Raw genomic sequence first — 20,010 nt, forward strand, 5'->3', positions numbered from 1 at the left:
CGCATCAACGTCCTGTTCGCGATGCTCCGCGACGGCACCTTCTACGAACCCAGAACCCCACGCCTCGCTTGACGAAAGACATAGAGGCACCCCCCGCACCGACACCACACCCACCCACTCACCCACCCACCCTTACAAACGAAGGACCCGTCATGCCCGAGAACACCCCCACCCCCACCCCCACCGCGAACCTGACCCCCGCCGAGAAGCTCACCCTCCAGACCGCCGCCCACGGTGTCGTCGCCCTGATGGCGGTCGCGGACCCCGGCCCGATCTCCTCCACCCGTTCCGGAATGGCCGGCGGCAAGGCGCTGTCCACGGCGACCGGGCTGGTCGGTCACGTCCTCGCCGAGAAGGTCAAGGGCCTTGAGCTGGGCGGCAGTTCGACCGCCGACCTGGCCGACCACACCTTCGCCGCGCTGACCGCCTCGGTGACCCTCCTCAAGGCGAAGGCACCCGGCGAGGCCGAGAACTTCCGCGCGACCATCGCCACGATCGCGGACGCCGCCTCCCGCGCCCACAAGGGCGCCGCTGGCCCCGCCGAAACGGCCATGATCCAGAAGATCAACGCGGCCCTCGACGCCGCCTGATCACCCACTCGACGCTCGCCTCGAAGCCGTAGAAACGGTCCCGAACGTCGCACGACCACACCGCGAGCCCAACTCCCGCGCCGAGTACGGCTGTTATGCCGCCGGAGGTTCCAGGGCCTCCGGCAGACCGGTGTCAGGTCGTGAGGTCACGTCGTCGTAGACCCGTCAGGCCTACGGCGATCAGGGCGGCGGCGATCGCGGTGAGGGCGATCACCGGGCCCCAGGCCATGTCGCCGCCCGGGAGCTTCGGCAGGTGGCCGAAGGGGGAGATGTCGAGGACCGCTTGGGGGAGGTTCAGGGCGGGGCCGATCCAGCCGAGCGCGAGGGCGAGGCCGGCCGCTGCCCAGGATGCCGGGGACAGGCGCGGGGAGAGGCCGTGGAGGAGGACCGCGAGCGCGCCGAGCGTCCAGATCGCCGGGAGTTGGACCAGGGTGGCGGCGAGGATGGGGCCCAGGTCGGCGCCGTAGCCCAGCGCCAGGCCGAGGCCGCTGAGCAGCATGATCAGGGCCGCGCCGGCGAACGCGACGACCAGGTGGCCGGCCGCCCAGCGCAGCCGGCCCACCGCGTTCGCCAGGATCGGTTCGGCGCGGCCGCCGGTCTCCTCGCTGTGCAGGCGGAGGACCGACGAGACCGCGTACAGCGCGGCCAGCATGCCGAACATGCCGACCATCGTGGCCAGGAACGCGTTCTCGATGCCGGACTGGCCGCCCATCCGCTCGATGAGCTCGCGGGTCTTGGCGTTGTCCCCGACCAGGTCCGCCGCGCCCTTCGTGATCCCGCCGAAGGCGACCCCGGCCGCGAAGAACCCGAGACTCCAGCCCAGCACAGTGCCCCGCTGGAGCCGCCAGGCCAGCGCGCCCGCCGTACCGAGGCGACCGCGGGCCGGTCCGGGGCGGGCGGGGAAGAAGCTCATGCCGACGTCCCGGCGCCCCGCCAACTCATAGGCGACCAGGCCCTGTACGACGGTCGCGGCGGCGAACAGGGCCAGTACCCACCACCGTTCGGAGGCGAAGGGGCGCAGGTTCTCCAGCCAGCCGATCGGGGAGATCCAAGTCACGGGCGAGGAACCGTCGTTGGTGGTCGAGTCTCCGACGGCACGGAGGACGAAGGCCGCGCCGACGAGTCCCCCCGTCAGGCCCTTCGCCAGTCGGCCGCTGTCCGTGAACTGCGCGACGATCGCCGCGAGGGTCGCGAACACCATGCCGACTCCGCCGATGCCGAGCCCGAGGGCCAGAGCTCCCGCCGATCCCTGACCGGCCATACCGGCCGTAATCAGCAGCGCCAGCGCGGAGTTGGCGACCAGCGCCGTCAACAGGGCTGCCGTCAGCGGTGCCCGACGGCCCACCATCGCCGAGGAGATGAGTTCCTGGCGGCCGCTCTCCTCCTCGTCGCGGGTGTGCCGTACGACGACGATCAGGCTCATGATCCCGGCGAGGATCGCCGCGTAGCCGCCGATGCGCCAGGCGGTGAGACCGCCGAGCGAGTCGCTGAACACCGGGCCGTAGGTGGCGCGCAGCGAGCTGTTGGTGAGCATCTGGCGGGCGATGTCGGCGCGTTCGGCGGGGGTGGAGTAGACGCTCTTGAGGGACCCGGGGAGCGAGAGGACCAGCAGGCCCGTCACCGCGACCCAGGCCGGGACCACCACGCGGTCGCGGCGCAGGTTGAACCTCAACAGGGCGCCGGTGCCCGCGAGTTGGCGCGATCCGCTGATGCCGGTGCGTGCGGGGAACGCTGCGGCCGTCATGCCGACTCCTGGTAGTGACGGAGGAACAGCTCCTCCAGCGTCGGCGGCTTCGAGGTCAGCGAGCGCACGCCGGACTCGCTCAAGGACCGCAATACGGCGTTGAGTTGGTCGGCTTCTACCTGGAGGTGGACGCGATGACCTTGTACGTCGAGGTCATGGACCCCTGGCAGGGACGCCAACCCGTTGGGAGCGCCGGTGAGTTCGGCGGTGACGCTGGTGCGGGTGAGGTGGCGCAGGTCGGCCAGTGAACCGCTCTCCACCGTGCGGCCCTTGCGGATGATGCTCACCCGGTCGCACAACTCCTCGACCTCGCTGAGGATGTGGGAGGAGAGGAGGATCGTGCGGCCCCGGTCGCGTTCCTCCTCGACGCAGCGCTGGAAGACCTCCTCCATCAACGGGTCGAGGCCGGACGTCGGTTCGTCCAGGATCAGCAGGTCGACGTCCGAGGCGAACGCGGCGACGAGGGCGACCTTCTGGCGGTTGCCCTTGGAGTACGTGCGGCCCTTTTTGGTGGGGTCGAGTTCGAAGCGGTCGATCAGGTCGGCGCGGCGGGACGTGTCGAGGCCGCCGCGCAACTTGCCGTAGAGATCGATGACTTCGCCTCCGGAGAGGTTGCGCCACAGCGTGACGTCACCGGGGACGTAGGCGACCCGGCGGTGCAGTTCGACGGCGTCGGTCCAGGGGTCGCGGCCCAGGAGTTGGGCCGCGCCGGAGTCCGCGTGGAGGAGGCCGAGCAGGACGCGGATCGTCGTGGACTTGCCGGAGCCGTTGGGGCCGAGGAAGCCGTGCACTTCGCCGGCCGCGACGTCCAGGTCGAGACCGGCGAGGGCCTGTGTCTTGCCGAACGCCTTGTGCAGTCCGGAGACGGTGATTGCCTTCGTCATGGAGCTGAACGTACGCTTCTTTCAGAAATTTGTGAAGTTAAGGAAGTCTGTGAAGTGGGGGTTAGGGTGGGTCCATGAGTGAATCAACGGAGGCGGGGCGGGACGCGGAGTCCGTGTCGAAGTTCGTCGAGTCCTTCGCGGCGCAGCTCGTCGAGGCGGGGATGCAGCGGATGCCGGCGCGGATCTTCGCTGCGCTGCTGTCCTCCGACGAGGGGGCGATGACCTCCGTCGAGCTGGGGGAGCAGCTGCGGATCAGTCCGGCGGCGGTGTCGGGTGGGGTTCGTTATCTGGCGCAGCAGCACATGGTGTCGCGGGAGCGGGAGCCGGGTTCGCGGCGCGAGCGGTATCGAGTGCAGGGCAACCAGTGGTACGAGGCGCTGACGAATCGCGAGGCTGCGTTGAAGCGGTGGGAGGCGGCTCTGAGCGAGGGGGTTGCGAGTCTCGGTGCGGATACGCCTGCGGGGCGCCGCATGGCCGAGACCTTGGCGTTCTTTGAGTTCGTCGACGGGGAGATCGCGGCGATGATGGAGCGGTGGCGGGTCCACAGGGAGACCCGGTTCGGTGGAGCCACCTAAGGGGCGCGGGGAACTGCGCGATCAGCCACAACGCTCCCGCAGATTCGTACTCGTCTGCGGCCCGGTGGTGGGCTGGTCGCGCAGTTCCCCGCGCCCCTAAAAAGATCCTCAGCGCTCCTTGGTTTCTTCGAGGACCGTGCGGCCCAGCAGCGCATAACGCTCAGGTGCCCGGCGCTTCAGATACTGGGCGTAGCCCACGCCCGTCGCCGCGACCAGGAGTACCAGCCACGGGGTTGCCTTCAGCACTGGGGAGTTGGACTCCGAGCCCGCCGCGACGCTCATGTTGGAGACCAGGAGCAGTACCACCGCCAGCATCGCGATCCCCCCGACCAGCGGAGCGGTGAACGTCTTGAACCAGTGCCGGCTCTCGGGGTGGTTCTTGCGGAAGTACGCCAGCACCGCGAACGAGCACACGGCCTGCACGACCAGGATCGCCATCGTGCCGAGGATGGCCAGCAGGACGTACAGCGCGTTGGCCGGGTCCTTGCTCGTGGCCCAGAAGCCGAGGATCAGCACCGCGCTGACCACCGTCTGCACCAGGCCGGCGATGTGCGGGGAACCGTGCTTGGCGTGGGTGCGGCCGATGGTGTTCTTCAGCGAGGGGAGGACACCCTCGCGGCCCAGGGCGTACATGTAGCGGGACGCGCAGTTGTGGAAGGCCATGCCGCAGGCGAGTGAGCCGGTGATCATCAGCCACTGCATGAGGTCGACCGCCCAGTGGCCGACGTAGTGCTCGGTGGGGTTGAAGAAGAGGGCGAGCGGGTTCGCGGAGGACGCGGCCTTCACGGCCTCTGTCTCGCCGTTGCCGATGATGGCCATCCAGGAGACGAAGACGTAGAAGACGCCGACGCCCAGGACGGAGATCATCGTGGCCTTGGGGATGATCTTCTTCGGGTCGCGGGACTCCTCGCCGTACATCGCCGTCGACTCGAAGCCGACCCACGACCAGAAGGCGAAGAAGAGACCGAGCCCGGCGGACGTCCCCTTGAACGCGTTGACCGGGTTGACCGGGCCGAAGGTGAAGCCGTGCGGGCCGCCGCCGTGCAGGGCGACCGAGATCGCCATCGCCGCGAGGACGGTCACCTCCGTGCCGAGCAGGACGACCAGGAGCTTCTCCGCGACCGAGACGCCGAACCACGTGCCCGTCGCGTTGACGGCGAGCATCACCAGCGCGAAGACCCACCACGGGATGTCAAGTCCCGTCTGGTCCTTGAAGGTTCCGGTGGCGAAGGTCGAGAAGATGCCGATGAGGGCCGGTTCGAACACCGCGTAGGCGAAGGTGGCGAGCAGGCCCGACGCCAGGCCCGCCGTGCGGCCGAGGCCGTAGGAGATGAAGCCGTAGAAGGCGCCCGTCGACGTGATGTGCTTCGCCATCGAGGTGAAGCCGACGGAAAAGATTGCCAGGACGACCATTGCGACGAGGTAGCTCGCCGGGGCGCCGATGCCGTTGCCGGACGAGACCATGAAGGGCACGTTGCCGGTCATCGCGGTGATCGGGGCGGCCGTCGCGACGGCCATGAAGACCACGCCCAGCAGGCCGATGGCGTTGGGCTTGAGCCGGTGAACGGCGCCGTCCTCGCTTGTGTTCGCCGCGGGGGCGACTCCTTCGTCCACTGCCATCGGATGGCCCCTCTCCTGCTGCTCTCGCTGCCGCTCGACCGGTGTCCCGGCTGGTGTGTCGAACCGGAACTCTGTAGGCCGAATGAGTCCGGCAAGGGTTGCGGCGCGTTAAATGTTTGTCAACCAGACCTTTAGAAATCTGAGGAAATCTGGGGGCAACACGCGCCTCGTACGGTCGCCGACATGAGTACGTACACCTCCACGCTCGGCGGCCACAGCTACCGCTTCGGCTCCCTCGCGCGCCTGCTCGCCGCCGCGAGCCCCGAGCGCTCCGGCGACCGGCTGGCGGGGCTGGCGGCAGCGTCCGCGCAGGAGCGGGTCGCGGCGCGCTGGGCCCTGGCGGACGTACCGCTGACCGCGTTCCTCGCCGAACCGGTCATCCCCTACGACACCGATGACGTGACCCGGCTGATCCTCGACACGCATGACACGGGGGCGTTCGCGGCGGTGTCCGGACTGTCGGTGGGCGGGTTCCGGGAGTGGCTGCTGGCGGCGGATGCGGTCGAACTGGCCGCCGTGGCGCCCGGGTTGACGCCGGAGATGGTCGCGGCGGTGTCGAAGTTGATGGGCAACGCGGACCTCGTCGCGGTCGCGCGGAAGGTACGGGTGGTGACCGCCTTCCGCTCGACGATCGGCCTCCCGGGCCGCCTGGCCACCCGCCTCCAGCCGAACCACCCGACCGACGACCCGGCGGGCGTAGCTGCGGCCCTCTTGGACGGCCTCCTCCTCGGCTCGGGCGACGCGGTGATCGGCATCAACCCGGCGACGGACAGCCCGAAGGCGGTACGGGACCTGCTGGAACTGCTGGACGGAGTGATCCAGCGGTACGCGATCCCCACCCAGTCCTGTGTCCTCTCCCATGTCACGACGAGCATGGATCTGATGGAACGTGGGGCGCCGGTGGACCTGGTCTTCCAGTCCATCGCGGGTACGGAGGCGGCGAACGCGTCCTTCGGCGTGACGCTGGGGCTGCTGGACGAGGCGTACGAGGCGGCGAAGGGACTGGGCCGCGGCACGGTCGGTTCGAACGTCATGTACTTCGAGACGGGCCAGGGCAGCGCACTGTCGGCGGACGCGCACCACGGCGTGGACCAGCAGACGGTGGAGGCACGGGCGTACGCGGTGGCCCGCCGCTACGACCCCCTCCTCGTGAACACGGTGGTGGGCTTCATCGGCCCGGAGTACCTGTACGACGGCCGCCAGATCCTCCGCGCGGCCCTGGAGGACCACTTCTGCGGCAAGGTGCTGGGCCTCCCGATGGGCCTGGACATCTGCTACACCAACCACGCCGACGCGGACGACGACGACATCGCCACGATGCTCACCATGCTCGGCGTGGCCGGCGCGTCCTTCGTGATCTGCACGCCGGGCGGCGACGACATCATGCTGAATTACCAATCCGCCTCGTACCACGACGCGTTGTACCTCCGCGAAGTCCTCGGGCTGCGCCCGGCACCGGAGTTCGAGGCGTGGCTCGCTTCGATCGGGCTGTTGGGCGAGAGCGGCGAGATCAGGGACGTGTCCGGTACGGCCCACCCGTTGACGGCGATCGGAAGGGAACTGGTGGCATGACGATCAGTCAAGTAGCCGCTGTGGAACGTGACTTGTGGTTGCCGCTGCGCCAACACACGCAAGCTCGGATCGGCCTGGGCCGGGCGGGCTCGGGCCTACCGACCCACCACCGGCTGGAGTTGCAGGCGGCGCACGCGGCAGCGCGGGACGCGGTCCACTCCCCGTTCGAGCCGGAGGTGGTGGCGGAGGCGCTGAGGGGGGAACCGACGATACGCGTCCGCAGCGCGGCCCCCGACCGCCTCACCTACCTCCAACGCCCGGACCTGGGCCGCCGGTTGGACCCCGCGGACCGCGCACACCTCCCGGTGGGGGAGTGGGACGTGGTGTTCGTGGTCGCGGACGGCCTGTCCAGCCGGGCGGTGCATGAACACGGCGCGGCGATGGTGCGGGCGACGACGGCGTTGTTGCCGACGGCCTGGCAGGTGGCCCCGGTGGTGCTGGCCGAACAGGCGCGAGTGGCCCTCGGCGACGACGTCGCCTCGGCGATGGGCGCGGCGATGGTCGTCGTCTTCGTCGGCGAGCGGCCCGGGATGTCGGCGGCGGATTCCCTGGGCGCGTACCTCACATACCGCCCCAAGCCGGGCGTCACGACCGACGCCGACCGCAACTGCCTCTCCAACATCCGCCCGCCGCTTGGGCTGACCTATGAGACGGCGGCGGGGAAACTGGCCGGGTTGATGGGCAGGGCAAGGGAGTTGGGGGCGACGGGGGTGGCGTTGAAGGACGACTCGGACGCGCAGATGCTGGCATCGGACCCGGCCTGACAGTCCAACTCGTCCGGCAAATCCGGCTCCCCCGCCAATCCAACGCCTCCGGTAAATCCAGCCCCTCCGGCGTTTGAGGAGCGGGGGTTCGGGGGCTGGCCCCCGTGGCGGGGTCGAAGGGGCGGAGCCCCTGGAGGATGGGACGGGTAGGGGCGGCGGGGGCGAAAGAAACCCCACGTCACCCACTCCCGCACGCTTCACCCCACCACCGGCAACGTAAGCCCCCAAGCCCCCTCCCGCACCACCCACGTCCGCGTCCGCACCGGCCCCGCCACCACCGCATCCGCCCGGTACCGAAAATCCGCCCCGGACACGGTGACCGACCGCCCCCGCGCGCACAGCGGAGAAGCCTCCGCCCCCACCGACACCGGCCGTACGACCACCTCGGCCAGCCCCGACGCCCCCGGCGTCACGGACACCCCCTCCACCGGCTGATCCAGGTCGATCAGCGTCACCCCGTCCACCTCGACCCGAAGCCGCGCGGGCCCGAGCCGGTTCACACGGGCAAGCGGCTCACGGGACGGCCGCACCGGCACCAGCGTCCGTACCAACGACTGACACGTCCGCAACCACGACGCATGCGCGGAACCGGAACCGGAACCGAAACCGGACGAGGTCGAGGTCGAGGACGTGGTCGAGGTCGACCCGGTCACCGCCTCCTCCTGATCCACCGGCGGAGCCTCCCGCATCGGCGGAAGCGAAGGAATCCGCAAAGCCCCCAGCACCACCCCGTCGCTGTCGTCCACCAGCAGATCCATCCGCCGTACGACCCCGTCGAGCACCGCGCGCGCGGCCGCCACCGCCCCCGTGGGGACGCCCAGCGCCCCCGCCAGGGACAGCCCACCCCCCACCGGCACCATCGACAGCGCACATCCGGCCAGCTCCCGCTGCCGGTGCAACAGGGACACCGCCCGCATCAGCGCCCGGTCGTCGCCCACCAGGACCGGCCGGCGGGAGCCCCGCCGCGCCAGGACCCGGGCGAATTCCTCGGGCCCTTCCGGCAGGCACACCTTCGTCGCCGCACCCGCGCTGAGCACGTCTTTCGCGATACGGACGGACTCCGCGTCGGTGCGCCGGGCGGCCGGATCGATGACGATCAGCAGCTGATCGGAAGTCGCGAAAGTCGCCACCTCGGCCATGCCTCGCTTCCTCGGGTAGCATCTTTGTGCAAGAGCCCCTTGCGCTATTGCGCCAGGGGCTTCGTCTATTCCGGGGCATCCGGTCCGACGGGTTGCGGCCGACGAGGGTCGCGGGCGTACGAGGCACACGCTGTGCCGCGTACGTCTCTGACCTTGGACATGCCCCGCCCGGAAGGGGTGTACGCGCGTGCCCGCACTTGTGCTGCTCGGTGCTCAGTGGGGTGACGAAGGCAAGGGAAAGGCGACGGACCTGCTAGGTGGGTCCGTCGACTATGTGGTGCGCTACCAGGGCGGCAACAACGCCGGCCACACGGTAGTCGTGGGCGATCAGAAGTACGCCCTTCACCTGCTCCCTTCCGGGATCCTCACACCGGAGTGCACTCCGGTCATCGGCAACGGTGTCGTCGTCGACCCGTCGGTCCTGTTCTCCGAGCTGAACGGGCTGAACGAGCGCGGCGTCGACACGTCCAAGCTCCTGATCAGCGGTAACGCTCACATCATCACGCCCTACAACGTGACGGTGGACAAGGTGACCGAGCGCTTCCTCGGGAAGCGGAAGATCGGGACGACCGGCCGAGGCATCGGCCCGACCTACGCGGACAAGATCAACCGCGTCGGCATCCGGGTCCAGGACCTGTACGACGAGTCGATCCTGACGCAGAAGGTCGAGGCGTCCCTCGACATCAAGAACCAGATGCTCACCAAGCTCTACAACCGGCGCGCGATCGCCATCGAGCAGGTCGTCGAGGAGCTGCTGTCCTACGCGGACCGCCTCAAGCCGTACGTCGCCGATACGGTGCTGGTCCTCAACAAGGCGCTGGAGGACGACAAGGTGGTCCTCTTCGAGGGCGGCCAGGGCACCCTCCTGGACATCGACCACGGCACGTATCCCTTCGTGACGTCGTCGAACCCGACCGCCGGTGGCGCGTGCACCGGCGCCGGTGTCGGCCCGACGAAGATCAGCCGGGTCATCGGCATCCTGAAGGCGTACACGACCCGGGTCGGCTCGGGCCCGTTCCCGACCGAACTCTTCGACGCGGACGGCGACGCGCTGCGCCGTATCGGCGGCGAGCGGGGTGTCACCACCGGCCGTGACCGGCGCTGCGGCTGGTTCGACGCGGTCATCGCCCGCTACGCGACCCGCGTGAACGGCCTGACCGACTTCTTCCTCACCAAGCTGGACGTCCTGACCGGCTGGGAGGAGATCCCGGTCTGCGTGGCGTACGAGATCGACGGCAAGCGCGTCGAGGAACTCCCGTACTCGCAGAGCGACTTCCACCACGCGAAGCCGATCTACGAGACCCTGCCCGGCTGGAGCGAGGACATCACGAAGGCCAAGACCTTCGCGGACCTCCCCAAGAACGCGCAGGCGTACGTCAAGGCACTGGAGGAGATGTCCGGCGCCCCGATCTCCGCGATCGGCGTCGGCCCGGGCCGTACGGAGACGATCGAGATCAACTCGTTCATCTAGAGCGGCGGTTGGAGCTGAGTCGAAGCGGCTGTCGTAGCTGCGGTTGACGGTGGTCCTTGGGCCGGTCTTGGGAAACCTTGACCGGCCCTTGGGCTGTCCGTGGTTACGCCGGTAACAGGCGGAGGCCAGCATCTACGCGGGTAGCCCGCCGCGCCCCGTACGCAACACCCGCTCTCTCCGCCCTTCCAGGAGTCCTGAATGCCCGTCAATCCCATGAATCGCCGTGAGTTCGTGCAGAAGTCAGCCGTCACCGGCGCGGTCGTGGCCGTCGCGGGAACGGCGGCGGTGACCCCGGCCGAGGCCGCCGACCGGCACCCGAAGCCCACGCCCAAGCCGAAGACCTGGTCGTTCTCCATCCTGGGCACGACCGACCTGCACAGCCACGTCTTCAACTGGGACTACTACACCAACGCGGCCCCGGTGGACTCCAAGGGCAACACGTACGGCATCGCCCGCATCGCCACCCTCGTCAAGAACATCCGCGCGGAGAAGGGCGAGGGCCGGGTGCTCCTCGTCGACGCGGGCGACATCATCCAGGGCACGTCCCTCGCGTCGTACTACGCGAGCGTCGACCCGATCACCGGCAAGAACGGCAAGCGCGGCCCCAAGCACCCCATGGCCATCGCCATGAACGAGATGCGCTACGACGCCGCCGCCCTCGGCAACCACGAGTTCAACTACGGCATCGAGGTCGTCCGCACCTTCGAGAAGCAGTGCCACTTCCCGCTGCTGGGCGCCAACGCCCTGGACGCGAAGACCCTGAAGCCGGCCTTCGAGCCGTACACGGTCAAGCACATCAAGGTCCCCGGGGCGCCCGACATCAAGGTCGGCATCCTCGGCCTCACCAACCCGGGCATCGCCCTGTGGGACAAGGACAACGTCTCCGGGAAGATGACCTTCACCGGCCTCGTCGAGCAGGCGAAGAAGTACGTGCCCCGGCTGCGCGCGCTGGGCTGTGACGTCGTCTTCCTCACCGACCACTCGGGCCTGGACGGTTCGACCTCGTGGGGCGACGAACTCCCGTACGTGGAGAACGCGTCGAACCTGGTCGCCCAGCAGGTCCCCGGCATCGACGCGATCCTGGTCGGCCACACGCACGTCGACGTCCCCACCTACACGGTGACGAACGAGGAGACCGGCGAGGACGTCGTCCTCTCCGAGCCGTACTGCTACGGCTACCGCCTCTCCGTCTTCGACTTCGAACTGGAACTGGAGCGCGGCTGCTGGAAGATCACCAGCAAGACGGCGACCACGCTCAACAGCAACACGGTCGCGGAGGACAAGCGGATCACCGAACTCCTCACCGCCGACCACGAGTTGGTCGTCAAGTACGTCAACACCGCGATCGGCACCTGTACGGCGGCCATGTCGACGGCGGAGGCCTGCTGGAAGGACGTCCCCGCCATCGACTTCATCCACCAGGTCCAGATGGACGCGGTGAAGTCGGGCCTGTCCACGGCGGACGCCGCGCTCCCGCTGATCTCGGTGGCCGCGTGCTTCAGCCGCACGGCGACCATCCCGGCGGGCGACGTGACGATCCGCGACGTGGCCGGTCTCTACATCTACGAGAACACCCTGTACGGCAAGAAGCTCACCGGCGCCCAGCTCAAGGACTACCTGGAGTTCGCGGCGAAGTACTACCACCAGGTGCCGGCCGGCACGAAGGTCGACACCGCGACCCTCACCAACGCCAACAGCTTCTGGGACTACATGTACGACACGGCGGCCGGCGTCGACTACGAGATCGACATCGCGGCGGCCGAGGGCTCCCGCATCAAGAACCTGACCTACAACGGCACCGCGGTCGCCGACGACCAGGTCTTCGTCGTCGCGGTCAACAACTACCGCGCCAACGGCGGCAGCGGCTACCCGCACATCGCCGCCGCGGAGACCGCGTACAGCTCCACCAACCAGGTCCGCGACCTGATGATCGCTTACGCCACGGCGAAGGGCACGATCGACCCGACGACGTTCGCGGCAACCAACTGGAAGCTGACGCAGGCCGGGACGGCGGTCTTCTAGACTCCGGACACCTTTGCACCGCTGCCCGGAGCCTCCTGGCTCCGGGCAGCGGTATATCCATACGAGTGGGGGAGCCCGGATGACGACGACACAAGCCGCGCTGGAACCGGGCGAGGCCCGCACGGCCCTGGTGCTGGAGTCCGTGCTCACCACGGCGGCCGCGGTGTGGTGGGCGTACCTGCTGTGGCCCTGGCGGAACGACCCCTACGCCCGGCCGGAGTCGGTGGTGTTCCTCGTGGTCGCGGCGACCCTGGTCGTCACGTGGACGTGGTTGCTCCGGGGCCGGCGCCCGGTCACCACCGCGAGGCTGGCACTGATCGCCGTGCGCGGGGTCGCCGTGCTGACGGCGTCGCTGTGGCTCCTTCAGGAGCTCTAGTCCGCCGCCCGTATCGAACATCAATCGCATATCAGGCATATCCTGACGTTGTCCACCCCGCGCACGCCGACCAGGAGAAGGTGACTGCGATGCGCATGATGCTGAAGGCGTCCATGGACACCGAAAAGGGGAACGAGGCCATCCGTAACGGGACTCTCGGGAAGCTCATGGAGGAGTCCCTGGAGCAGATCAAGCCGGAGGCGGCCTACTTCACCGCGGACGGCGGCAAGCGGACCGCCTACCTGTTCTTCGATCTGGCGGACCCCTCCGACATTCCGTCGATCAGTGAGCCGTTCTTCCTGAACCTGGGTGCCGAGCTGACCTACACCCCGGTGATGAACGCCGAGGACGTCGCGACCGGCCTCGCCAAGATCCGCTAGGCGCTCATTCCTGCGGTGTCCCCTGGATCTTGGCGAGGGTCAGGACGCCGCCGCCGATGCCCCAGCCCGCGTCGGCGACCTCTTCGACCAGGACGAGGGTGGTGGCGCGGGCGCCGTCGCCGAAGATCTCGGCGTACAGGTCCGTGGTGCGCGTGATGATCTGCTCCTTCTGCTCGGCGGTGAGGGCGCCGGCGGGGACCTTGAAGTTCGCGAAAGGCATGGTGTTCTCATTCCTCGTGGTGCTGTGTGGGTATGGGGCAACCATCCGTCCCCGGCGGCCGCCCGGCCAGGGCTGAGCCCACCCAGGGGTTGACAGCCCCTGGCTCGGACGCCTTCGAAAGGCGACGATGAGACGGTGAACCTTTCCGAGCTCGCGGCGTTCCTCAAGTCCCGGCGTGACCGGGTCCGGCCGGCCGATGTCGGGCTGCCCGTCGGGCCCCGGCGCCGGGTGCCCGGGCTGCGGCGCGAGGAGGTCGCGCAGCTGGCGGGGCTGTCCGCCGACTACTACACCGAGCTGGAGCGCGGGCGCGGCGCCCAGCCCTCCGCCCAGACCCTGTCCGCCCTCGCCCGCGCGCTGCGCCTCGGCGGTGACCAGCGCGACCACCTGTTCCACCTCGCCGACCGGCCGCTGCCCGAGTCGGCGCACGGCGTGGGCGCCCGGCACGTCCAGCCCGCCCTGCTCGGGCTGCTGGACCGGCTGGCCACCACCCCGGCCCAGGTCATCACCGACCTGCACGAGACCCTCGTACAGAACGAGCTGGCTGCGGCCCTGCTGGGGCGGGCGCCGGAAGCGCGGGGACCGGCGACCGGGTTCGCGTACCGGTGGTTCACCGATCCGGCGTCCCGCGCGGTGTATCCGGCCGAGGACCACGCGCACCACTCACGGGTCTTCGTCGCCGACCTCCAGGCCGTGGCCGCCCGGCGGAGCCGGGACAGCGAGGTCGCCGGGATGACGGCCGCGCTGCGGCGGCGCAGTGAGGAGTTCGCGGCGCTGTGGGACACCCATGACGTGGGGCTGCGCCGCACCGATCACAAGCGGATCGTGCACCCCACGCTGGGCGTCATCGAGCTGGACTGCCACAGCCTGTTCAGCGAGGACGGCCGGCAGCGCCTGCTCTGGTTCACCGCCCCGCCCGGCACCGAGGGCGCCGCGCAGCTCGAACTGCTCGGCGTCATCGGCACACAGGACATGGCGGCGAGCGAGGACTCCTCCCGGATCGCCGACCGGAACCGTTAGCTGAACACGATCATCGAACCCTGCGCCAGGCTGCGCGTCGCCGCCGCGTGCAGGCCCAGCCAGACGTGCCGCTCGCGGGCGAACGGGCTGGGGTCGTACGGCGCGGGGACGGCCGGTTCCTCCAACTCCGTGGGCGCGGCGGGGGGTTCGGGTGTCGCGGGCGGGTTCGCCGGGTCGATGCCGATCGTCGGGGCCACGAACTCCAGCTCGCGGAGCAGGGTTTGGGACGAGCCCAACGGGCCGCCGCCGGCGAGGAGTTCGTCGTTCGAGAGCGGGTGCGGGAAGTCGACGGGGACGTAGGCGCCCGCGTGGTCGTAGTGCCAGACCAGGTGGGACTGCTGGGCCGTCGTCTCGAACATCTCCAGGAGCTGTTCGTAGTCGCCGCCCAAGTCGTCGACCGGCGTCACCGGGAGACCGCAGACCTGGAGGAGGTAGGCCCGGCGCAGGAAGTGCAGCGCGTCGTAGTCGAAGCCCGCGACCGGGGCGACCTCGCCGGACAGGCCCGGCATGTACTGGTACACCGGCACCGGGGGGAGCCCGGCCTCGGCCAACAGGGAGTTGTAGAGCGCGAGTTCGTCGGCGAACGGATTGTCGGGGGTGTGGCACAACACGTCGACGAGCGGGACCAGCCACAGGTCACAGGCCAAAAGGGGGCTCCTCGGTTACTCGCTGCGCATCGTGGATCTCGCATGGTGGTCAGGCAAGAGTAGGGGGAAGAGTAGTCGGTGCGGCCCGGGTCAGCTCCCCTCGTGCAGGTCCCATACCCACACGCCGTCCACCCACTTACCGGGCCGCCCCACCAGCTTCTCCACCGCCGTGCGGAGCTTGTCGTCGTTGGGCTGCGGCGCGACCACCAGCGCCCCCGCGTGCCAGAACGCGAAGTCGGCCTTGGCCTGCGCCTGCCAGTTCTTGCCGATGGTGGGGATGACGCCGGTGTAGCGGACGTCACGCAGCATGTTGGAGGTGTAGCGGGGCGAGGCGCCGTAGATGCCGATGCGGTCGTCGCCGTAGGGACCGTTGAAGTAGCCGCCCGGCATCTTGAAGCCGAGGCCGGCGGCCGTCTGCCAGTGCAGGGGTTCCGCCGCGCCGGGGTCGGCGAGCGGGACCGGGACGATGGATTCGCCGGCGCGGACGTACGACTTGTAGGTGCCGTCCGTGAAGAAGGCGGGTACCGCCGCCCTGTCTACGGCCTTCAGCGGCGCCGGGATGATCGGGATCAGGGCCATGCACACGGCGAGCAGGCCGATGTACTGCGTGCCGATCTGGCGCGTCGCCGCCAGCTTCTCGACCGCGATCGCCAGCAGCATGCCCAGTGCCGGTGCGCAGATCATCGCGACCCGGCCCTCGATCACCGACTCGAAGAGCGGCTTGTGGGCGAGCAGGGCCCAGGGGCCCGGGTAGATCGTGTCCGTGAGCGGGATGCGGATCTTGGGGCCCATCGACAGGATCGCCGCCGCGACCGCCGTGAACGCCAGCGCCTTGACGAGCGCGTGCTCCCACAGCCGTACGACGATGGCGAAGGCGAGGGCGACGAGCGGCCAGCCGTAGAAGGCGTTCTGCTCGGTGGGGTTGAGGGAGAGGGAGTTCGCGCGGACCTCGTTGCCCGCGATCAGGGAGCGTTCGGCGAAGGAGAGCAGGGCGAGCGGGCTGTTGCCGGCGTTGTCGCCGTGCAGGACGCTCTTGTAGCTCTGGGGACCGACGAACTGATACCAGAGCGGGATCAGGATGATCGGCGCGCAGACCCCGGCCGCGATGCCCAGGCCCTTCAGCAGGGGGCGCCAGGAGGCCCGGACGACCTCCCTGTTGAGGACGCCGTAGGACGCGGCGAACAGAACCATGCCGATCGACGCGAGGAGGAGCGGTTCCTCGCCGAGGAAGATCTGGTAGGCCGCCATCACGCCGAGCACGACGCCGTCGCGGACGACCCGGGTGCCCGCGCACAGGCGCAGGGCGCGGTCGATGATCAGCGGGATCATGAAGAGGATGACGAAGTTCGGGTGCGCGTTGGCGTGGCTGACCATCGGCGGCGCGAAGGCCGCGAGCGAGGCGCCGACGAAGGCCGCGGCCCGTTGCCGTACGACGCGCTTCACGATCAGCCAGTACCAGGCGGCGGCCGTGGCCGCGAGGCCGAGGGCCATGCAGACGCTGAGCGAGACCGCGGGCCCTGCCAGCAGGGTGAGGGGCGTGAAGGGGACCGACAGGCCCAGCATGACCGTGTTGGCCATGAGGTTCACGCCGTCGGGGAAGCCCTGGAGGTTCGAGAAGAACGGGTTGTGGAGGTGGGCCACGTTGTCGGCCGTGACCGCGAAGAACCACTCCCACTGGTTCTGGTCCTGGAGCGAGTCCTCCAGGTAGCGGTGGTTGGGGTCGAAGAGGCGGCCCGAGTAGAGGGCGACCGACATGAGGAGGAAGAGGACGACGACCAGGATGTCGACCGGGCGCAGGGAGCGGGCGCGGAGGCGGCCGAGTTCGGCGAGGACCTTGGCGTAGTCGAGGGGCCGTACCTTCGAGCCGGACTGGTGGGCCCAGCGCACCGGGACCTCGGCGACCTCCCAGTCGGCGCGGCGGAAGTGCTGGAGGACTTCTACGTCGATGCCCCAGCCGTTGATCCGGGAGGCGGCGAAGGCCTCGCGGGCGCGGTCGCCCTCGAAGAGCTTGAAGCCGCACTGGGTGTCGCGTATGCCGGGCACCGCGGCCTGGCGTATGAGGAAGTTGCCCGCACGGCCCAGGAGTTCGCGTATCGGATGCTGGTGGCTCTCTATCGTCGCGCCCGGTGCGGCCCGGGAGCCGATCGCGGCCGCGCGGCCCTCGCTCAGCTCCTTGTCGAGCTTCTCCAACTCCTCGATGGGAGCGGCCAGATCGGCGTCGGTGACCAGCACGCGGTGGCCGCGCGAGGCGGCGACGCCGAGGCGCAGGGCGTGGCCCTTGCCGCGGTTGCGGGGGCTGGTGACCACCTGCACGCGAGGATCGGCGCGGGAGGTGACGACCTCGCGGGTGCCGTCGGTGGAGCCGTCGTCGGCGACGATGATCTCCCAGTCACCGAAGCGGCCCTCGTTGTCGCCGAGATACGTGGTGATCGCGTCGAGCGTGGGCCCGAGCCGTTGTTCCTCGTTGTAGGCGGGCACGACGACACTGAGGTCCACGACGACGGCACTGGGGTCCACGGAGGAACTGGTGGGGTCCACGGGGGCACTGTCCACGGCCGGAGCGGCCCTTTCCGGTCCGGTCACCGGGCGGCCAGCCGCTCGATGAGGTCGAGGGAGTGCGTGTTGTACGCCAGGACGATCGAGCGCGCGGCCGGGGTGTCCCGGCGCGCCAGGGCATCGACCAGTTCGGTGTGCTCGGACCACAGCCGGCCGCGCAGATCGCTCACCCGGCGCAGGTGCTGCACCGTGCACACCCAGGACTGGACACGCAGCCGGTGCAGGAAGTCGCCGAGGTAGGGGTTGCCGAACATGGCGCTCAACTCGCGCCAGTAGCGCAGGTCGTAGCCGATCAGCACGGTGAGGTCACCCGCGTCGGCGGCGCGCTGCGCCTCCTCGCCGCGGCGGCGGACCCCGGCGAGCGCGGCGACCGTACGGGGGTCCTCGGTGCGGTCGAAGACGGGGTGGCCGCCGGCCAGGGCCAGGAACATGCCCTCGGTGACCAGGGCGCGGGCCTCGATCATCCCGCGGTGGTCGGCCACCGAGTACTCGTGGACGCGGAAGCCGCGGTGCTGGTCGGCTTCCAGGAGTCCCTGCGCGGAGAGATCGACGAGCGCTTCCCGGACCGGAGTCGCGGAGACGCCGTACTGCTCGGCGATCTCCTTCACCGTGAACTCCTGACCGGGCTGGAGCCGGCCCGCCAGGACCTCGTCGCGCAACGCGTCGGCGATCTGCTGCCGCAGGGTGCTGCGGGTCACGGCGCCGCTGCCGCTGCTTCCTCCGGGCATCGTCGGGGCGTCTCCCTCGTCGCGTTCGATGGCGTACTCGTATATGTCTACGAGCACGCCACCTTACGCGTTCGGGTTCCCGTCCTGCCCGGATGCGGGCACCGGTTGAACGGACCCGCCCATTCCGGGTGCTAAGAGGTGTATTCGGCGCGGTATTGCACGCGGTTGTACAAGGTTCGGTGAGGTTCTACGCGGTGAACTCGTCCGCGACGGAGAGCGCCGCGTCGAGAGCCGCGAGCCCTTCCTTCAGCTCGGCCTCGCTCACATTGAGCGGCGGGACGACATGCGTCCGGTTCATGTTGATGAACGGCCACAGCCCCTGCTGCTTGGCGGCGGCACCGAAGGCGGCCATCGCCGCGTTCGCCTCACCGGCCGCGTTGTACGGCACCAGCGGCTCGCGCGTCTCGCGGTCCTTCACCAGCTCCAGCGCCCAGAACATCCCGACGCCACGCACCTCGCCGATGCTCGGGTGCCGCTCGGCCAGCGCACGGAGGGCGGGCTCGACGACACTCGTACCAAGGGCCTTGGCGTTCTCTACGACGCCCTCCTCGGCCATGACGTTGATCGTCGCGACGGCCGCGGCACAGGCCAACGGGTGCCCGGAGTACGTCAGTCCGCCCGGGTAGGGCCGCTTGCCGAAGGTGTCCGCGATCGCGCCGGAGATGGCGACACCGCCGAGCGGCACGTACCCGGAGTTCACGCCCTTCGCGAAGGTCATCAGGTCCGGTACGACGTCGAACAGATCCGCCGCGAACCACTCACCGGTGCGCCCGAACCCGGCCATCACCTCGTCCAGGATGAAGACGATCCCGTACTTGTCGCAGATCTCACGGACCCCGGCGAGATAACCGGGCGGCGGCACCATGATCCCGGCGGTGCCCGGAACGGTCTCCAGGACGATCGCGGCGATGGTCGCCGGGCCCTCGAAGGCGATCGTCGTCTCCAGGTGCTCCAGCGCGCGCTCGCACTCCTGCGCCTCGGTCTCGGCGTAGAAACGGGACCGGTACAGGAAGGGCGCCCAGAAGTGCACGACCCCGGCGGCGGCACTGTCGCTGGCCCAACGGCGGGGATCGCCGGTGAGGTTGATCGCCTGCTGGGTACCGCCGTGGTACGAGCGGTAGGCGGACATCACCTTCGGCCGCCCGGTGTGCAGCCGGGCCATGCGGGTCGCGTGCTCTACGGCATCGGCGCCACCGTTGGTGAAGAAGATCTTGTCCAGGTCGCCGGGGGTCCGCTCGGCGATGAGCCGGGCGGCCTCGGAGCGGGCCTCGATCGCGAACGCGGGCGCGAAGGTGGTGAGGGTCGCGGCCTGCTCCTGGATCGCGGCGACGACCTTCGGGTGCTGGTACCCGATGTTCGTGTAGACGAGCCCGCTGGTGAAGTCCAGGTAGCGCTTGCCGTCGTAGTCCCAGAAGTACGACCCCTCCGCGCCGGCCACGGCGAGCGGGTCGATGAGCTCCTGCGCGGACCAGGAGTGGAACACGTGCGCACGGTCCGCGGCCTTCACGGCGGCGCCGGCCTGGGGGTTGGGCTGAGGGGTCATGCGGGTGAGCGTAAATGTCCGCGATGCGGAAACGGAATCGGCGTCCTGTCTGTGGTCGGGGGGTTTCCGCGACAGGTTGTCCATCGAGTTGCCGTCGGATTGCCCGCCGGATTGTTTGTGAGGTGATTCGACAGTATGCTGTCAATAACGCAGTATCCTGTC

At 69.5% G+C, this 20,010-nt stretch carries 18 protein-coding genes; 9 read left to right on the top strand and 9 right to left on the bottom strand.

Annotation, left to right across the window (positions count from 1 at the left end; genetic code table 11):
• The first annotated feature begins 152 nt into the window (after positions 1-152).
• The gene (locus tag ACIBK4_RS46060; RefSeq protein ID WP_399005401.1) at positions 153-590 is read left to right on the top strand and encodes a hypothetical protein; all 438 of its coding nucleotides are present in this window, start codon (positions 153-155) and stop codon (positions 588-590) included.
• Positions 591-723: 133 nt separating this feature from the next.
• Here ACIBK4_RS46060 and ACIBK4_RS46065 read toward each other — a convergent pair whose 3' ends face one another.
• Both ACIBK4_RS46065 and ACIBK4_RS46070 read right to left on the bottom strand, forming a co-directional pair.
• Positions 724-2,334 carry an ABC transporter permease gene (locus ACIBK4_RS46065; RefSeq protein ID WP_399005403.1) on the bottom strand — a complete coding sequence of 537 codons (1,611 nt, stop codon included), beginning with the start codon at positions 2,332-2,334 and terminating at the stop codon, positions 724-726.
• Complete coding sequence (locus tag ACIBK4_RS46070; RefSeq protein WP_399005405.1) at positions 2,331-3,218, bottom strand: ATP-binding cassette domain-containing protein; 888 nt, start codon at positions 3,216-3,218, stop codon at positions 2,331-2,333. Before ACIBK4_RS46070 ends, ACIBK4_RS46065 begins: the two co-directional genes overlap by 4 nt.
• A 74-nt stretch (positions 3,219-3,292) precedes the next feature.
• Here ACIBK4_RS46070 and ACIBK4_RS46075 point away from each other — a divergent pair, with 74 nt between their 5' ends.
• Positions 3,293-3,793 carry a GbsR/MarR family transcriptional regulator gene (locus ACIBK4_RS46075; protein WP_399005407.1) on the top strand — a complete coding sequence of 167 codons (501 nt, stop codon included), beginning with the start codon at positions 3,293-3,295 and terminating at the stop codon, positions 3,791-3,793.
• Positions 3,794-3,901: 108 nt separating this feature from the next.
• Here the strand turns inward: ACIBK4_RS46075 and ACIBK4_RS46080 are convergent, their stop codons facing one another.
• Entirely contained in the window at positions 3,902-5,413 is a 1,512-nt protein-coding gene (locus tag ACIBK4_RS46080; protein ID WP_399005409.1) for an APC family permease, read from the bottom strand.
• A gap of 183 nt (positions 5,414-5,596) precedes the next feature.
• Here ACIBK4_RS46080 and ACIBK4_RS46085 point away from each other — a divergent pair, with 183 nt between their 5' ends.
• On the top strand, positions 5,597-6,985 hold the full coding sequence (locus tag ACIBK4_RS46085) for an ethanolamine ammonia-lyase subunit EutB (RefSeq protein ID WP_399005411.1): 1,389 nt from the start codon (positions 5,597-5,599) through the stop codon (positions 6,983-6,985).
• Complete coding sequence (gene eutC, locus ACIBK4_RS46090; RefSeq protein ID WP_399005413.1) at positions 6,982-7,749, top strand: ethanolamine ammonia-lyase subunit EutC; 768 nt, start codon at positions 6,982-6,984, stop codon at positions 7,747-7,749. Before ACIBK4_RS46085 ends, eutC begins: the two co-directional genes overlap by 4 nt.
• A 197-nt stretch (positions 7,750-7,946) precedes the next feature.
• On the opposite strand, the gene ACIBK4_RS46095 is transcribed toward eutC, so the two are convergent.
• A complete protein-coding gene (locus tag ACIBK4_RS46095) occupies positions 7,947-8,888 on the bottom strand; it encodes a diacylglycerol kinase (RefSeq protein WP_399005415.1) in 942 nt (313 codons plus the stop codon).
• A gap of 187 nt (positions 8,889-9,075) precedes the next feature.
• On the opposite strand from ACIBK4_RS46095, the gene ACIBK4_RS46100 reads away from it, so the two are divergent.
• From ACIBK4_RS46100 to ACIBK4_RS46115, 4 genes are all read left to right on the top strand, one after another.
• Positions 9,076-10,359, top strand: coding sequence for an adenylosuccinate synthase (locus tag ACIBK4_RS46100; protein ID WP_393751097.1), 1,284 nt, complete (start codon positions 9,076-9,078; stop codon positions 10,357-10,359).
• A gap of 198 nt (positions 10,360-10,557) precedes the next feature.
• Entirely contained in the window at positions 10,558-12,381 is a 1,824-nt protein-coding gene (locus ACIBK4_RS46105) for a bifunctional metallophosphatase/5'-nucleotidase (protein WP_399005418.1), read from the top strand.
• Between the two features lie 79 nt (positions 12,382-12,460).
• Positions 12,461-12,757 carry a hypothetical protein gene (locus ACIBK4_RS46110; RefSeq protein WP_399005420.1) on the top strand — a complete coding sequence of 99 codons (297 nt, stop codon included), beginning with the start codon at positions 12,461-12,463 and terminating at the stop codon, positions 12,755-12,757.
• A gap of 89 nt (positions 12,758-12,846) precedes the next feature.
• Entirely contained in the window at positions 12,847-13,137 is a 291-nt protein-coding gene (locus ACIBK4_RS46115; protein ID WP_399005422.1) for a hypothetical protein, read from the top strand.
• 4 nt (positions 13,138-13,141) lie between these two features.
• Here the strand turns inward: ACIBK4_RS46115 and ACIBK4_RS46120 are convergent, their stop codons facing one another.
• Complete coding sequence (locus tag ACIBK4_RS46120; protein WP_019070350.1) at positions 13,142-13,357, bottom strand: 4-oxalocrotonate tautomerase family protein; 216 nt, start codon at positions 13,355-13,357, stop codon at positions 13,142-13,144.
• 135 nt (positions 13,358-13,492) lie between these two features.
• Between ACIBK4_RS46120 and ACIBK4_RS46125 the strand changes: the two genes are divergently transcribed.
• Complete coding sequence (locus ACIBK4_RS46125; RefSeq protein WP_399005425.1) at positions 13,493-14,374, top strand: helix-turn-helix transcriptional regulator; 882 nt, start codon at positions 13,493-13,495, stop codon at positions 14,372-14,374.
• Here the strand turns inward: ACIBK4_RS46125 and ACIBK4_RS46130 are convergent.
• The 4 genes from ACIBK4_RS46130 to ACIBK4_RS46145 all read right to left on the bottom strand — a co-directional run bounded on the left by ACIBK4_RS46130 (position 14,371) and on the right by ACIBK4_RS46145 (position 19,848).
• Complete coding sequence (locus ACIBK4_RS46130) at positions 14,371-15,021, bottom strand: hypothetical protein (protein ID WP_399005427.1); 651 nt, start codon at positions 15,019-15,021, stop codon at positions 14,371-14,373. The two genes, ACIBK4_RS46125 and ACIBK4_RS46130, sit on opposite strands and share 4 nt — an antisense overlap.
• A 90-nt stretch (positions 15,022-15,111) precedes the next feature.
• On the bottom strand, positions 15,112-17,559 hold the full coding sequence (locus tag ACIBK4_RS46135; protein WP_399005429.1) for a dolichyl-phosphate beta-glucosyltransferase: 2,448 nt from the start codon (positions 17,557-17,559) through the stop codon (positions 15,112-15,114).
• Positions 17,560-17,600: 41 nt separating this feature from the next.
• The gene (locus ACIBK4_RS46140) at positions 17,601-18,305 is read right to left on the bottom strand and encodes a GntR family transcriptional regulator (protein WP_399005688.1); all 705 of its coding nucleotides are present in this window, start codon (positions 18,303-18,305) and stop codon (positions 17,601-17,603) included.
• A gap of 187 nt (positions 18,306-18,492) precedes the next feature.
• Positions 18,493-19,848, bottom strand: coding sequence for an aspartate aminotransferase family protein (locus ACIBK4_RS46145; protein ID WP_399005431.1), 1,356 nt, complete (start codon positions 19,846-19,848; stop codon positions 18,493-18,495).
• Positions 19,849-20,010: the final 162 nt, after the last annotated feature.

Source organism: Streptomyces sp. NPDC050528, from assembly GCF_044457795.1.
In the GTDB taxonomy this organism is placed as follows: Bacteria; Actinomycetota; Actinomycetes; order Streptomycetales; family Streptomycetaceae; genus Streptomyces.